Raw genomic sequence first — 15,489 nt, 5'->3', positions numbered from 1 at the left:
AGCTCCTACGAGATCGATGCTGACCATGCCTAGAACGCCAAGCTGACGCGGCTGTAGTAATAACCACCGCCCAGGCCATAAGGCGAGAACATCCCGTATTCATAAGTCCCCGCCCAGGCCTTGAGGCCGATCTTGTCCGGGTACACGTCAAACAGGTTATTGGCCCCCACCGCGACGGTGAGGTTCTGGGTCACGTCGTAGGCCACGTCCAGGTCGGTGATCCACTTGGCACTGTAGGTACGGTCGTTGGCCGCAAGGTTCGAGCCTTCGGTGTACTCGCCAAAGCGGGTCAACTGCAGGTTGGTGGTCCAGTCGCCCACCTTGTAGTTGCTGGACAGAATCCACTTGTCCTTGGGCGTCGACTTGGTCAGGTCGATCTGCTGCTGGCGGTCGAACAGCACATAGCCGGCCCCCAGGCGCGACAGGGCCGCCGGGGTCTGCGCCAGGTCGCGGATGGTGGTCTTGTTGTGGTTGTAGGCAACGCTCCACTTGGCCGTGCCGTACTCGCCGAACGACTGGCTGTAGTCCGCCACCAGGTCCACGCCCTTGGTCCGGGTGTCGGCGGCGTTGGTGTAGTACTGCCCGGCGAGGTTCGGCGACAGGCCGTTCTCCACCAGGATCTGCGACACCGCCGGGCCCTTGAGGATGCCGGTCTGGAGGATGCGCTTGTCGATGTCGATCAGGTAGAAGTCGGCGGTCAGGCGCAGGCGCTCGGTGGGTTCGGCGGTGAAGCCCAGGCTGTAGTTGCGCGAGGTTTCCGGCTCCAGGTCCTTGGCCCCCAGGGCAATGGCTTCCGGCGAGTTGGGGCGCATCTGTTTGGTCCGCACCGAGCTGGTGGTGCCGCCGGCGCCGAACTGGGTCACGGTGCTGGTGGTGGAGAACACGCTCTGGGCCAGGGACGGTGCGCGGAAGCCGTTGCTCACCGCCGCCCGTACCGCATAGCCAGGTATGAACTCATAACGGGTGGTGAGCTTGCCGCTGGTGGTATCGCCCACGCCGAGGTTGTATTTCTCATAACGCGCCGCTGCGCCGACGTACCAGTTGGGGGTGATGTTCAGGCCGAAATCCACATAGGCGGCTTCGCTGTGGCGCTTGAGGCTGTAGGCGTCTTCCGGCGTGGTGCCGTTGACCGAGAACAGCCCCGGGTCCGGTACCACGCCGGCAAAGGGACCGGTGGCCGGGACGTAGCTGCCCTGGTTGTAGGAGTTGGGCTCGCCCTCTTCCAGCGCGTATTTCTCCCAGCGGTATTCCACGCCGAAGGAGGTTTCCAGCGGGCTGCTCCAGCCGATGTCCAGGGCCCGGGAGAAGTCCAGGTTGTTGGTCCACTGGTCAAACACCAGATTGCCCAGGTGGAAGTCGTGCTGGCCGTAAGGGCCGTTGGAAATGTTCAAGTTGTTGGCGGTATCCAGTACCCCGCGGTCCTTGCCGTAGGTGCTGGACAGGTCCCAGTCCCAACCGCCCGCCAAACCCTTGGCACCACCGGCGATCTGGAAGTCGGTCTCGCGGATCTCCCGCCGCGCCTGGCCGCCATTGGGATACGGTGCGTTGGGTACTCCCGCCAGACTGGTGATATCGGTGGGCTTGCGGTGCCCCAGGTTCTTGTTGCTGTTGCGGTAGCTCAAGGTGGAAAACGAGTACAGCTTGAGGTCGTCGGCCAGGGGCAGCTCGGCGTTGTAGGCCAGGCTGGTGGTGCGGTCGCGGCCCAGGCCGTACTCGGTGCCCCAGCCCTGACGATTGCTTTCCCGAGGGTCCGGCGAGCCATTGGGCTGATTGAAGTACAGCTGGCCGCTGGCCGCACTGGAGCGCTCGTAAGGCTCCTGGAGCTTGGCGTCCCAGGACAGGTTGACGAAGCCGCCGTCCTCCCCCAGCTTGCTGCCCCAGTTGAAGGCTTCGTGGCCGGTGGTGCCGTCACCGTCGTAGTACTGGCCCAGGGTGGTGTCCGCGGTCAGGCCTTCGGCATTGCGCTTGAGGATGATATTGATCACCCCGGCGATGGCGTCGGAGCCGTATTGCGCTGCGGCGCCGTCGCGCAGCACTTCGATACGCTCGATGGCGGCCGTGGGAATCAGGTCCAGGTCCACCGGCACCGAGGCGTTGCCGACCCGGGCACCGTTGTTGATCAGCGCCGAGTTGTGCCGGCGCTTGCCGTTGATCAGCACCAGCACCTGATCACCGCCCAGGCCGCGCATGCTCACCCCACGCACCAGGAACGCCGTACCGCCGCCGTTGATGGTGGGCACGTTGAACGACGGCAGCAGGCGCCCGAGCATTTCTTTCAGACCGTTCTGACCGATGCTGCGCAACTGCTCGCTGTCGATCACATCGATAGGCGCCGGGCTGTTGGTGACGGTGCGCTGCTGGCTGCCACGGACCCCGGTGACCACCACCGTGCCCAGGGTTTCGTCAGCGGCCAGCAACTCCACAGGGGTTGTCAGGCTCAACAGGCCAAGGCTCAGGGGCGCGGCGCCGCGAACGATTTTATGCAAGGAAATACCCATGACTTCAGATCCTTTTGAATGGCGCTCAGCGCGACCGGGCGGCGACGGTTTCGACTTCGATCAGGGCCCCGGGCAACACCAGCCCTGCCACTTGCACCGTGGTCCGGGCCGGTTTCAGCGGTTGTTTCTCGGTGCCGAAGAACTCGCGAAAAGCCACTTGCAGGCCATCGAAATCCAGCTTGCCACCCAGGGCCGGGTCGCCCACCAGGTAGATCCGCAGTTGCACCACATCCCCCAGGGTCAAGCCCTGGCTGGCGAGTAGGGTTTGCACCTTGCGCAGCACCACCCGGGCCTGGGCCTCAGTGTTGCCGGCGGCATGGATCTGCTCCTTGGGCGCCTTGGGGTCCACCGGGTCCGGCAACAGGCCGGAGAGGTAGGTCACCTCGCTGTTGGCGGGCAAAGTCACCGACTGCAGGATCGGTGAATTGGGATAGGTGGACGGCACGCGCTGGATACCCGCGGCCCAGCTGCTGCTGGCGGCAAGCAACAGCCCCAGCCCTACGACGGTATGTTTTACAGACATGCAAAGACGCTCCAAGGTTGTGTGTGCCAGCCTCGGAGGTCCGCTACCCGGCATGGGTTACTGCTGTTCTGTACGAAAACTGCCTGCATTTCGATCAGGTAATTTTTTGTGCAGAACAAGGTAAATGCTCGGCTTTTTCAGGCCGTTTGCTGTAGCGACGAGCCTTGCGCCCGTTCAAAAAGGTGGCGCACCACGCGCCGCGCTGCACCGGCGGCGGCTTCCTGCCAGATGCCCACGCCGCTGTGGGCCAGGCCGTCGCTGGTCAGGTAGACCCGGCCTTGGGGCTGGTTGAGCAGGCTGTAGTCCGGTTCGGCCACTTCATGGCTGATCCAGGGCCCGAAGTTGTAGGGGATCTTGCTCCAGGCAATCACCAGAGGATTGCGCAGTTCATGGCTGTGACCGGGGTGCAGCAGTTCCACCGCCTGACGGGAGATCTCGATCTGCTGGGCCAGGGTTTTCTCACCGAACTTGCGCGCGGTTTCACCGTTGTTGTACGCCGCCACCAACACCCCTTCGGCCTGGTTGAACCCACCGCTGGGGTACCACAGCCCGGACGCTTCCTGATTGATGAAAGACAGCCCGCCATAGATCTGGTACTGGCTTTCCCAGAAGCGCCGGGACTGCCAGGCCACCTTGTTGGCGTAGCCGAACTGCACCGCAGCGATGGCCTGGCGTACCGGGGCACTGAAGTTGTTCTGCACCTTGGCCAACAGCGGCAAGGGCAAGGAACTGATCACGTAGTCGGCCTTCAGGCTCTGGGTGCGACCGCTGCGCCGGTCCAGGTAGACCACCTCGACGCTGTCACTGTGATTGGTGATGGAACGCACCTCACTGTGCAGCCGCAACTGCCCCTGCAAGCGTCGGGCAAAGGCCTGGGGAATGCGGTCCATGCCGCCCACGGGCTGGAACATGGTGGGCGAGAATTCCGGGTACTCATCGATCATCAGCGCCGTGGTCAGCGCCGGGTTGAGCAGGGTCTGCAATGGCAGCGGATCATTCTTCTGCGCCAGCTGGTCACCGGCACCGGGCCAGACCTTGTAGCCGGAGCGGGCCGATCCCAGGTATTCCAGCTTGTCCGAGAGATCGCCCCAGGTTTTCAGGAAGCTCAGCAGGTTGCTGCGATCGGCCGCCGTCAACTCCTGGTCCAGGGCATGCCGATTGACCGCCTTGGCCAGCAGCTCGGAAAAATGCCCGCGGCTGTCATTGACCGCCTGGCGGATCTGCAGGGCCGGCTGGTTCAGGTCCGGACGCACCAGGGCATTGCGACTGGTGTTGACCAGTACCTCCAGTTCGACCCCCAGCTCGCGGCAGTAGCCGAGCATCAGTTGATGGTGACTGGGCAAGCGACCGGCCCCGGCATTGAGATAGAAACCGTCATCGAACTCGGCGACTTGCGCACTGCCGTCGCTGTATTCCACCCGATCACCGCGGCGCACGGTCCAGTTGCGCCCGCCGACCCGGTCCCGGGCTTCCAGCAGCGTGACCTTGAACCCGGCCTTGTTCAGTTCATAGGCACTGACCAGACCGCCGATTCCGGCGCCGATTACCACCACCGAAGCCCCCTTGCCCAGGGCGGCTGTGGGCAGCGACGCATAGTTCTCCTCGTAGGCCTCGGCGTTGCCCGGACCGCCGAACAGGCCCATGACCGCACTCGCCGCCTGGACCCCGCCGACAGCGGCGATACGGGCGATCAATTGTCTTCTGGTCAGTGGCATGCCAGCGCTCCCTGCTGCGGATGGATAGTGCGTTCGGTTATAGCCCATGGACTTATGCAGTCACTTGGGTCTATGGGAAGCCATCCTAGGGGCGCTCATTTAATAAGAGAAATACATTTTAAGCATATGCAAATATTACTTTGTTTCATATTCAAGCCAGAAGATTCTGCGCCCCGCGCATAGCCCAAAAAACCAAACAGGCCTCCTCTCCCGGTAGGAGCTGGCTTGCCAGCGAAGGCCATCTCCAGCGCCCCGCAAGCCTCAGGGTCCATTCGCCGGCAAGCCGGCTCCTACCCGTTGGGCGGCGTCGAGGACTCGCAGCAGATTGCCGCCCCAGATCTTCGCCAGGTCCGCTTCGCCGTACCCCGCCGCCAGCAAGCGCTCGGTGATTCGCGGCAGCTGCGCCACATCCTCCAGTCCCTGCACCCCTCCACCGCCATCCCAGTCGGCGCCGATGCCCACATGGTCCGGCCCCACCACCTCAAGGATGTGCAACAGGTGCTGCAGGTAGTCGTCCAGGGTTGCCCTGGGCTGCGGGTAGCGCATCTCCACCTGACGAATCCGCTCGGCCAGGTCCGCCACCTGCCCGGGGCTCAGGCTGGCGGCCAGGCGAAACTCGCGGTACAGCGGCCCCAAGGCCTTGTCACGCTCGGGATTGGGCACGAGGTTGATCAGGTCACTGGCAAAGCTGTTGACCTGCACCACACCCCCCTTGGCCGCCAGTTGCCGCAGGCGCCGATCATCCAGATTGCGGGGATGGTGGGTGATGGCCCGGCTGCTGGAGTGGGAGGCAATGATCGGCGCCGTGGACAGCGCCAGCACTTGGTCGAACACCTGATCCGAGGCGTGGGACACATCCAGCAGGATGCCCAGGCGATTGGCCGCGGCCACCAGATCGCGGCCCGCAGGACTCAGGCCCTGCCACTGCGGCAGGGCAGTGGCCGAGTCGGCGAAGTCGTTATTGGCCGAGTGCACCAGGCCGAGCATGCGCAAGCCCTGGCGATGGTAGGTGAGCAAACGCCCGGGATCGGCTGCCAGAGGCTCGGCATTCTCCATGCTGATAAACACCACTCGCTGGCCACGGGCGATGATCGCCGGCACATCGGCGGCGCTCAGGGCCAGGGCAAAGTCCTCGCGGTGGGCGGCGATCAGGTCGCGAATCCGCGTGAGCACTGCCAGGCCATGCTCACTGGCCAGGGTCCGGCCTTCGGCATTGAGCGGGCCCTGGGGGGTGAAGATGGCCCAGAAACCGCCATCCAGGCCGCCCTCCTTCATGCGCGGCAGATCCACCTGGGACAGGTCGTCCTGATAACGATGGCGCTGGGTGATGTCCCAGCCGGGGCGAGCCAGTTGCATGGGGGTATCGAGGTGGCTGTCGAGCACCGTAAGGCGCTGGTGCAGTGAAGCGGCAGGGCTGGCGGCAAGCGCCCAGGGACTGACCAGCGCCAGCAACAGCAAGGATCGGGTGAACATAAGGCCTCCGTGGCCAATAGAAACGCTGCCCTGCAGGAGCTGGCTTGCCAGCGAAGGCGGCCACAAGATCGATGCAAGACTCAAGGACCTGTTCGCCGGCAAGCCGGCTCCTACGGGGTGAAGGCTCAGCTCCAGTGGAAGCTGCGGTCCCACAGGCCGGAAACATCCAGCTGCTGGGGCAGAACACCGGCTTCAAAGAACAGATCGGCCACGTCCTGCTGGGATTTCACCGCCGCGTCGTCCACCGGTTGCAACAGCCGTGGGCCGCTCTGGGCACGGTATTGGGCCAGGAACACTTCCCGGGGCATGCCGAGGATCTTCGCGCTCTTGGTGGCCCATTCCTCGGGATGGCTGGCGATCCATTGCCAGGCACGGTATTCGCGCAGGATGTAGTCGGTGATCGCCGCGTGCTTGAGCGGATCGGCAATGCTCTGTTGGTTGGCGGCAATCACGTAGTTGCCGGACAGGTAGCCCTGGCCGGTCTTCAGTACCCGGGCCCCGGCCCGCAGTTCCGCCAGCTGGATGAAGTAGCCGAAGCTGACCCAGGCATCCAGCGCGCCATTCTGAAAGGCGGCGAAGCCATCTTGCGGAGTCAGCGCCATGGGCACGATGTCGGCAAAGCCCAGCCCCTGCTCCTTCAACGCCTTGAGCAGGAAGTAGTGGGAACTGGTGGAGCGGATATAGCCAACGCGCTTGCCCTTGAGTTCGGCCACCGACTGCACCCTGGAGCCCTTGGGCACGATAAACGCCTGGTTGTTGACGTCGCCGGTCAGCACCGCGATCAGTTTCACCGGGGCGTGGTTCTTGATCCCGAAAATCGGCGGGATCTCACTCATCGGCGAGATATCCAGGGTGCCGCTGACCAGGGCTTCGAAGCTCAGGTTACCGCCGGTGAACTCGGCGTACTTGACCTTGTAGGGCGGCGATTCGATGCCCGCCTCGGGGAAGAAGCTCGGCGCTGCGCCCTTGTAGGTGGCGACATTCAGGGTGACCCCGGACAGGTCCGCCGGGGCCCCCAGGCCCAGACGCGGCAAAGCACCGGCCAGGCCGGCAAGGGCCGAGAGTTGCAGAAATCGACGACGCTGCATGAGCTTGTCCTTAATCGAGAAAATCCGGTTCTTCGCGCACGATCCGCTCGCGGTAAGGCTGGAAGCTGAACCAGCCACCAAACTCGGTGCCGACCTGGCGCGCGGTGTGGCGCGCCACATCATGGGGAATGGGCCTGGGTGTGCCGGCGGCTTCCGCCAACAGCTGAGTCTGGGCGGCGTTGTCCATGGCAATGAAGCGCCAGACGGCCGCCTCGACGGTTTCGCCAACGGTGAGCAGCCCGTGGTTCTGCAGGATCAACGCCTTGCGTCCCTGCAACGCGGCGGCGATCCGCGCGCCCTCGCTGGCCTCCAGCACCACCCCGGAAAAGTTGTCGAACAGCCCGTGCTGTTCATAGAAGGCGCAAGCGTCCTGGGTCAGCGGGTCCAACAGGCGGCCCAGGCTCGACCAGGCCTTGCCGTACAGGGAATGGGCATGGGCGGCGGCCACCACTTGCGGGTGGGCTTCGTGGAGTGCTGCATGGATGGCGAAGGCCGCCAGGTTCAAGGCGCCCTCGCCTTCGACAATGGCGCCCTGGGGATCGACCAGCAACAGGTCACTGACCCGGATATGGCCGAAATACACCCCCACCGGATTCACCCAGAAATGGTCCGGGCGCTGCGGATCACGCACGGTGATATGCCCGGCGCCGCCCATGTCGAAACCCAGCCGGGCGAACACCCGGAAGGCAGCGGCAAGGCTCTGTTTGCGCTGCTGGCGCTCAAGCTCGACGGTGGCTTGCTGGGGCGGATGCTCCCAGCGCAAAACCGTGTTGCCGTCGCGGGGCAGGTCATACACCGCGGGACGAAAATGCGCCGTCATGGCGGCTCTCCTTCAGAGGGGTTGTGGGGGCCAATGGCTGGCGAGGCTAGTAGCCACGTTCGATCTCCACCGGGTTTTCCAGGGCCAGCCCCGCACGCCAGCGCTGGAGGTTGCGCTCCAGCAAACGAGCGATATTCAGGTAGACCCGAGGCGAGTTGGCCGAGGTGTGAGGCGACAGGCGAATGCGTTGATGACGGTAGAACGGATGGCCTGCGGGCAGCGGCTCGGGATCGGCCACGTCCAGGCTGGCGCGAGCGATCTGCCCCACGTCCAGGGCCCGTAACAGGGCGGTCTGATCCACCAGGGCACCCCGGGCAATATTGATCAGGTGCAGACCGGGCTTGGCCGCCGCCAGTACCTCGGCGTCGATGACCTGCCGGGTCTGTTCGGTCAGCGGCACCGCCAGCAGCAGGTGGTCGGCCCGGGCAAACAACTCATGCAGGTTGGCCACAGGCTCGACTCCGGGCACATCAAAGGGCCGTTGCGAACGCCGCAGGGCCAGCACCTGCATGCCCAGGGCCTGGGCCTTGGGCGCCAGCTCCCGAGCGATGCTGCCAAAACCGAACAGGCCCAAGGTGCTGCCGGCCACCGAGGCCAGCGGCCGTTGCCGCCAGTGCTCGGCATCATCGATCCACACCTGGGGCAGGTCTTTGGCGGCCGCGAAAATCGCCGCCAGGGCAAACTCGGCGATGCTCTCGGCGGTGCTGCCACGGGCGCTGGCCACCGGCAACCGGGCGAACAGCCAGCGCGGAAAATAGTCCAGGCCCGAGGTCACCAGTTGCACAAACTGCAGGCCGAAGGGCCAACCCGCAGGCGGCTCTGGAGCATCACGAAAATCGGCATGGGGCGCCGCCAGCAGCACCTGGATATCCCCGGGCAGATCGCTGGGCAGCCCGCGGGGCAGGCTCAGTACCTCGACGCCTGGCAGCCACTGGCGCAATTGCTGGTTGAAGCCCTCGTCGAGCTGGCTGGCGATCCGCGTCACACCTGGGCTCCCCGGCTGGGCAAGGCAAAGGCGGCACGCCCGACAGCGCCAAGGATCGCGTCGTTCTGCGGCGTGTGAATCCGGCTGCAGAGCACGTCGCGGTAATGCCGCTCGATGGGATTGCCCCGGGCCAGCCCGGGGTTGCCGATGGCTTCGATGCCCAGCTCCACGGCGCTGATGGCGTTGCTGGTCACCAGGTACTTGATCTGGGTCGCCTCCCCCGGGGCGATCCGCCCTTCGGCGGCCGCATCCAGCAGCACCCGATTGTTGAACAGCAAGGCATCGATGCGCCCGATCAGTTCCTGGAAACGCGGCAGGCTCGACAGTGGCGCGCCAAGGTTGGCCGGGGTGCGCTGGGCCAGCCAGCTCAGCAGCCAGTCGCGGGCGGCCCGGGCCACGCCGTCATAGATCGCCGACAGCAGCACCGCCAGCCAGAGCACACCCTTGCTGTCCAACTCCGAGGGGCGCGGAACGTTGGCCGGCTGGATGTCCACCGCTTGTTCCAGGGGCACGAACACTTCGTCGAAGATCACGTCGTGACTGCCGGTGGCGCGCATGCCCAGGTGGTCCCAGGTTTCCTCGACGCTGATGCCGGGGCTGTCGCGGTGCACCAGCCAGGTGCCCACCTGCGGCTCGGCATCATCGCTGCGGGCCCAGACCGCCAGCCAGGTCAGCCCGGGAATGCCGGTGGAGTAGATCTTGCGCCCGCTCAGCCGCCAACCGCCTTCGACCCGCCGCGCCAAGGTCGCGGGCAACCCGCCACGGGCCGGGGTGCCCAGGTCCGGTTCGACCCGCAGGGCGTTGATCAAGGCGCCGTCCTGTACCGCTTCACGGGCCACTTGCTGACGCAGATGCAGGGGCCAGGCGTTGTTCTGTTGCAGCCGCGTGTGCTGCAGATACTGCATCACCAGCACCAGCGCAGTGGAGGGCTCACCCTGGGCCACGGCGCCGATCACTCGGCGCGCCTGGGCCAGGGTCGCCTCACTGCCCCCCAGGGCCCGGGGCACCGTCAAGGCCAGCAGGCCATGCTCGTGTAGGCGCTGCAGGTTGGCGTGGGGAAACTCGCTATGACGATCGTAATGGGCCGCAGTGGCGGCGAACTCCTCGCTCAACTGCTGCAGCAGATCGGCGAACTCGGCAGAGTCCGCATCCAGCGAGGAACGGGCTACGGACGGGGACGGTTGCACAGTGGAAAGGCTCATCGGCTGGCAGTCCTGCTCAAGGGGTGGGAGACGCTGACGGCCGGCTCGGCCTCGGTTTCAACCCCCAGCAGTTGCAGCAGCCGCGCACGCAGTTGCTGGAACCCCGGGGTGGACGCCTGACGCGGACGCGGCAGGCGAATCGGTAGCTGTTCGGCTATCTGCCCGTTGGCCAGTACCAGCACTCGGTCGGCCAGCAGCAATGCCTCATCGACATCGTGGGTCACCAGCAACACGGCCGGGGTATGCACCCGCCACAGGCGGATGATCAGCTGATGCATGCGAATTCGGGTCAGGGCGTCGAGGGCGGCAAAGGGCTCGTCCAGCAGCAATAACTGCGGCTCGCGCACCAGGGCCCGGGCCAGGGCCACGCGCTGGGCTTCGCCGCCGGACAGGGTGCCGGGCCAGGCACCGAGGCGATGACCCAGCCCTACTTCGGCCAATGCCGCCAGCGCCCGCTCACGCACCTGGGCCCCGCGCACACCGAGGGCGACATTGCGCCATACGCGCTTCCAGGGCATCAGCCGTGGTTCCTGGAAGACTGCGGCCATGGCAGTGGGCACCTGCAACTGCCCCTCATCTACCGGTTCCAGCCCGGCCAGGGCCCGGAGCAAGGTGGTCTTGCCCGAACCGCTGCTGCCCAACAGGGCGACGAACTCCCCCGGGGCGATCTCCAGGTCCAGGCCATCCAGGACCGCTTGCCCGGCAAAGCGTCGGCTGACGCCGCGGCATTCGACGGCGGCGCGCACGCGGCCCGGCTGGGGCAGTAATACAGTCATGGTCAGTTCCTGATGAAGGTCGGCCGCCAGGCCAGGGCGAAACGTTCAAGGCCGCGCACCAGGCTGTCGATGCCCAGGCCCAATACGCTGTAGACCAAGAGGCAGATGACGATCACGTCGGTGCGCATGAAATCCCGGGCGTCATTGACCAGATAGCCGATGCCGGCGCTGGCGTTGATCTGCTCCACCACCACCAGCCCCAACCAACTGATGCCGAAGGCGTAGCGCAGGCCGACGAAAAAGGCCGGCAACGCACCGGGCAGGATCACGTGGACGATCAGCTCCCAGCGCTTGAGGCCCAGCAGCGTCGCTGCCTCCACCAGCTTGGGGTCGAGGCTGCGGATACCGGAGAACAGGGTGAGGTAGATGGGAAAGGTGGTGCCCAGGGCAATGAGGGCGATCTTTGGCGTCTCGCCAACCCCGAACCAGAGAATGAACAGCGGCACTATGGCCAGGAATGGCAGGGTGCGCAGCATCTGCATCGGCGAGTCGATGGCGATCTCGCCACGCCGGGACAGGCCCGCCAGCAGGGCCAGGACAGTGCCCAGGCTGACACCGATGGCCAGTCCGCTGAGGGCGCGCTTGAGGGACACCCACAGATGTCCGCCCAACTCGCCACTGCCGAGCATCTGCCACAGGGTGTCGCCGATGGTGCTGGGGGCGGCGATGATCCGTGTCGGCAAGAGCCCGGTGCGGGAGGCCAGTTCCCAGAGCAGCAGGAGTAACAGCGGGCTGATCAGGCGTAACAGCAGGTTGCCCAGGAGCTTCAATCCGGGGCGCTCGGTCCAGCGGGAGGACAAGGTCAGCGGGGCTTGCGCAGGCATTTCAACATCCCTATTTCAGCGCGTTCGAGCCCCATGCTAACTACATAAAAAACGTCCGTGAAATTCGTTTTGGTTCTAACTTAATATACAAAAAATGCATTCAGCAAATAGATATATATGCAAACAAAGGATAACCCCCCCCCCCCCCTGTAGGAGCCGGCTTGCCGGCGAAGGGGCCGTTGCGGGTTGTGCTGCCCCTGCCGAAGCCTTTGCCGACTAGCCCGCTCTTGCAACAAGCCAGCACCTGCAAGCACCCGTTGCGCCGCACCCGTGACTAGCCGACGCGGGCGGCGACCATCTCGCCAAACAGGCTCACCGGTTCTTGCAGGTTGCCGAGGAAGCGCGGGTGTACCAGCCACAGGTCGATCACCGGCTTGAAGTCGCTCACCGGCACTATCTCCAGTTTGTCGCGGTGGCTGCTGTTCTCCAGCAACGGCAGCGGCACCAGGCCGTACCCCAGGCCATTGGCGATCAGCCCCAGTTGCAGCTCGGTGCCGAAGGTTTCCAGGTTGATCTGCAAAGTCAGGCCCTGGGCACTCAACGCTCGTTGCAGGCCCGCACGAAAACCGCAGCCATCGGGATTCAACACCCAGCCGCGCTGGTAACAGTCGGCCAGCTTGCAGGAACGCTTGCGCACCTCGCCCTTGGCCGCTACCACCACCAGATTCATGCTGCCCAGGGAGCGCCCCACTACGCCTTCGGGGAATACCTTGCCAGCGGGAAACAGCGCAGCCACCACGTCCAGCTCACCGTTCTCGACCTTGCTCAGCAGGTGGCTGCCCCACCCCGTGGCCACCGACGTCTGCAATTGCGGATAGAGCGTCTTCAGCTGGCTCAGGGCATCCAGCAGCACCACATCGCCAATGGTCTGCGGCACACCGATGCGCAAGGCGCCGCTGGGGGCGCCGTCATTGGCCACCAACTCGTTCAGGGCATCGATGCTGCGCAGCACTTCCAGGCACTGGCCATAAACCCGCAGGCCCATGCTGGTGGGCTTGAGTGGCTTGGTGTTGCGATCCAGCAACTCCACCCCCAGGGCTTCCTCGAAATTCTGCACCCGGCGGGTGATGGCCGGCTGGGTCAATTGCAGGGCATCGGCCGCCTGGCTGATGGTCTGGCAACGGATCACCGCAACGAACGCATTCAGATCATCTATCTTCATTCTTTTTTCGCATAATAAATGACTGGAAAAATGTTCGATAAGAATAATACCTTTTAGCTCGCCCGTGTAGTTCGCGTCATTTGCCTTGTGTCCACGGAGGGAGCCCATGCCCCACAACGCCGAAACAATCGCCATTGCTTCACCCAACTTCGCCCGCCTGCGGGACTTCATCGCCGCCCTGGCCGAGCTGCTGGACAGCGCCCCCGATGAGGCCCGGGTGCTGGATCAAGGGGCCACGCTGCTGCAGCGCCTGGTGAGCCGGGACGATTGGCTGCCCGATGAGTTCGCCGAGCCGGACCCACAGCGCTACCAGCAATTCCTGCTGCATGCCGACTCGCGCCAGCGCTTCTCCATCGTCAGCTTTGTCTGGGGGCCGGGGCAGCGCACGCCAATCCACGATCACCGGGCCTGGGGGCTGATCGGCATGCTCCGCGGCGCCGAAGACTCCCAGGGTTTCGAACGCCTGGCGGACGGCCGCCTGCAACCTGCGGGGGCTCCGATACGCCTGGTGCCGGGGCAAGTGGAGGCCGTGTCGCCGCGCATTGGCGACATCCATCAGGTGAGCAACGCCTACGCCGACCGGGTGTCCATCAGCATCCATGTGTATGGCGCCAATATCGGTGCGGTACGCCGTGCCGTATACGATCCGGACGGTCACGAGAAGCCCTTTGTCTCCGGTTATTCCAACCGCTTGCTGCCTAACCTCTGGGACTTGTCGAAGGAGCCCCTGCAATGACCGATTTCCCTACCCGCAGCCCGGCGCACATCCGTCAGGCCCTGCTCGACCGCCAGGAACTGGCGCTGATCGATGTCCGTGAAGAGGCGCCCTTCGCCGAAGCCCACCCGCTGTTCGCCGCCAATATCCCGCTGTCGAAACTGGAGCTGGAGGTCTATGCGCGCATCCCCCGGCGCGACACCCCGATTACCCTCTATGACCAGGGCGAAGGGCTGGCCCAACGTGCGGCGACCCGCCTGCGGCAACTGGGCTACAGCGATGTCGCCCTGCTTGAGGGCGGCCTGGATGGCTGGCGCACCGCCGGTGGTGAGTTGTTCAAGGACGTCAACGTCCCCAGCAAATCCTTTGGCGAACTGGTGGAGGCGGAGCGTCATACCCCATCCCTGGCCGCCGAAGAACTCCAGGCGCTGCTCGACCAGCAGGCCGATCTGGTGGTGCTGGATGCAAGACGCTTCGACGAATACCAGACCATGAGCATCCCCGGCAGCACCAGCGTGCCCGGCGCCGAACTGGTGCTGCGGGTGCGTGAACTGGCCCCCGATCCGCGGACACAGGTGGTGGTCAACTGTGCCGGACGCACCCGCAGCATCATCGGCACCCAGTCCCTGGTGAACGCCGGCATTCCCAATCCGGTGGCGGCCCTGCGCAACGGCACCATCGGCTGGACCCTGGCCGGGCAGAAACTGGAGCACGGCCAGAACCGCCGGTTCAAGGCGGTGAATGAGGCCCAGCGGGCGCAGGCGCAAACGGCGGCACGGGCGGTAGCGGATCAGGCTGACGTGGCGCGCATCGATCTCGCCCAGTGGCGGCGCTGGCAAGCCGATCCCAAGCGCACCAGCTATCTGTTCGATGTACGTACTCCGGAGGAATTCGCCGCCGGCCACCTGCCCGCAGCCCGCTCCACGCCCGGGGGGCAACTGGTGCAGGAAACCGATCACTTCGCCAGCGTTCGCGGTGCGCGCCTGGTGCTGGTGGACAACGACGGCGTGCGCGCCAACATGAGCGCGTCCTGGCTGGCCCAGATGGGCTGGCAGGTGGCGGTGCTCGACGGTCTGCGCGACAGCGACTTCAGCGTGCGCGGTCCCTGGCAGGCGCCCTTGCCGGATGTGGCCCCGGCCGAGGAGATCAGCCCGCGCACCCTGGCCGACTGGCTGCAGGAACCCGGCACCCTGGTTCTGGATTTCACCGCCAGCGCCAACTACGTGCAACGCCATATCCCCGGTGCCTGGTGGGCCCTGCCCAGCCAACTGGAGGAATCCCTGGCCCAACTGCCCCAGCCCGAGCGGTTTGTCCTGACCTGCGGCAGCAGCCTGCTGGCACGCTTTGTAGTGCCGCAATTGCAGGCCCTGACCCAGCGTCCGGTGTTTCTCCTGAGCGGTGGCACCGCAGCCTGGATCGAAGCCGGCCTGCCCCTGGAGGAAAGCCGCCAGCAACTGGCCGCGCCACGGATCGACCGCTACCGCCGCCCCTATGAAGGCACCGACAACCCCAGGGAAGCCATGCAGGGTTACCTGGACTGGGAGTTTGGCCTGGTGGAACAACTGCGGCGCGACGGCACCCACGGCTTTTTCGTGATCTGAGCCTTTGTGGGGGCTTTCGCTGGCAAGCCAGCGCCGACATGCCGTGCTTCCCCCTTGTAGGAGCCGGCTTGCCGGCGAAGAGGGCGCAGCCTGACATCGCCTGCAAG

13 protein-coding genes are annotated in these 15,489 nt (G+C 65.2%); 2 read left to right on the top strand and 11 right to left on the bottom strand.

Translation table 11 applies throughout. From position 1 onward, the window contains the following. Positions 1–29: 29 nt before the first annotated feature. The 11 genes from P7C00_RS07625 to P7C00_RS07575 all read right to left on the bottom strand — a co-directional run bounded on the left by P7C00_RS07625 (position 30) and on the right by P7C00_RS07575 (position 13,066). Positions 30–2,498 carry a TonB-dependent receptor plug domain-containing protein gene (locus P7C00_RS07625; RefSeq protein ID WP_404938525.1) on the bottom strand — a complete coding sequence of 823 codons (2,469 nt, stop codon included), beginning with the start codon at positions 2,496–2,498 and terminating at the stop codon, positions 30–32. Between the two features lie 25 nt (positions 2,499–2,523). After that, on the bottom strand, positions 2,524–3,021 hold the full coding sequence (locus P7C00_RS07620; RefSeq protein ID WP_404938523.1) for a RidA family protein: 498 nt from the start codon (positions 3,019–3,021) through the stop codon (positions 2,524–2,526). Between the two features lie 137 nt (positions 3,022–3,158). Further along, complete coding sequence (locus P7C00_RS07615; protein WP_404938521.1) at positions 3,159–4,736, bottom strand: flavin monoamine oxidase family protein; 1,578 nt, start codon at positions 4,734–4,736, stop codon at positions 3,159–3,161. A gap of 261 nt (positions 4,737–4,997) precedes the next feature. Further along, the gene (locus tag P7C00_RS07610) at positions 4,998–6,209 is read right to left on the bottom strand and encodes a dipeptidase (RefSeq protein WP_404938519.1); all 1,212 of its coding nucleotides are present in this window, start codon (positions 6,207–6,209) and stop codon (positions 4,998–5,000) included. 125 nt (positions 6,210–6,334) lie between these two features. Further along, positions 6,335–7,297 carry an ABC transporter substrate-binding protein gene (locus tag P7C00_RS07605; RefSeq protein WP_404938517.1) on the bottom strand — a complete coding sequence of 321 codons (963 nt, stop codon included), beginning with the start codon at positions 7,295–7,297 and terminating at the stop codon, positions 6,335–6,337. Between the two features lie 10 nt (positions 7,298–7,307). Continuing rightward, positions 7,308–8,117, bottom strand: a complete 810-nt coding sequence (locus P7C00_RS07600; RefSeq protein ID WP_404938515.1) for a class II aldolase/adducin family protein — start codon at positions 8,115–8,117, stop codon at positions 7,308–7,310. A gap of 46 nt (positions 8,118–8,163) precedes the next feature. After that, positions 8,164–9,102, bottom strand: coding sequence for a D-isomer specific 2-hydroxyacid dehydrogenase family protein (locus P7C00_RS07595; protein WP_404938513.1), 939 nt, complete (start codon positions 9,100–9,102; stop codon positions 8,164–8,166). Continuing rightward, positions 9,099–10,304: an acyl-CoA dehydrogenase family protein gene (locus P7C00_RS07590; RefSeq protein ID WP_404938511.1), complete on the bottom strand. Its 1,206-nt coding sequence runs from the start codon at positions 10,302–10,304 to the stop codon at positions 9,099–9,101. The genes P7C00_RS07595 and P7C00_RS07590 overlap by 4 nt, the downstream gene beginning before the upstream one ends. Further along, entirely contained in the window at positions 10,301–11,080 is a 780-nt protein-coding gene (locus P7C00_RS07585; RefSeq protein WP_404938509.1) for an ABC transporter ATP-binding protein, read from the bottom strand. The genes P7C00_RS07590 and P7C00_RS07585 overlap by 4 nt, the downstream gene beginning before the upstream one ends. A gap of 2 nt (positions 11,081–11,082) precedes the next feature. Next, positions 11,083–11,904 (bottom strand): ABC transporter permease, encoded by an 822-nt coding sequence (locus P7C00_RS07580; protein WP_346634963.1) that lies wholly within the window; start codon positions 11,902–11,904, stop codon positions 11,083–11,085. A gap of 274 nt (positions 11,905–12,178) precedes the next feature. Beyond that, complete coding sequence (locus P7C00_RS07575) at positions 12,179–13,066, bottom strand: LysR family transcriptional regulator (RefSeq protein WP_123723323.1); 888 nt, start codon at positions 13,064–13,066, stop codon at positions 12,179–12,181. A gap of 106 nt (positions 13,067–13,172) precedes the next feature. On the opposite strand from P7C00_RS07575, the gene P7C00_RS07570 reads away from it, so the two are divergent. Then, positions 13,173–13,802, top strand: coding sequence for a cysteine dioxygenase (locus tag P7C00_RS07570; protein WP_404938507.1), 630 nt, complete (start codon positions 13,173–13,175; stop codon positions 13,800–13,802). Continuing rightward, the gene (locus P7C00_RS07565) at positions 13,799–15,382 is read left to right on the top strand and encodes a rhodanese-related sulfurtransferase (protein WP_404938505.1); all 1,584 of its coding nucleotides are present in this window, start codon (positions 13,799–13,801) and stop codon (positions 15,380–15,382) included. Before P7C00_RS07570 ends, P7C00_RS07565 begins: the two co-directional genes overlap by 4 nt. Positions 15,383–15,489 lie beyond the last annotated feature (107 nt).

Origin of the sequence: Pseudomonas sp. JDS08PS003, from assembly GCF_045013505.1 — a bacterium.
In the GTDB taxonomy this organism is placed as follows: Bacteria; Pseudomonadota; Gammaproteobacteria; order Pseudomonadales; family Pseudomonadaceae; genus Aquipseudomonas; species Aquipseudomonas protegens_B.
This window is presented reverse-complemented; position numbering and strand designations above follow the sequence as displayed.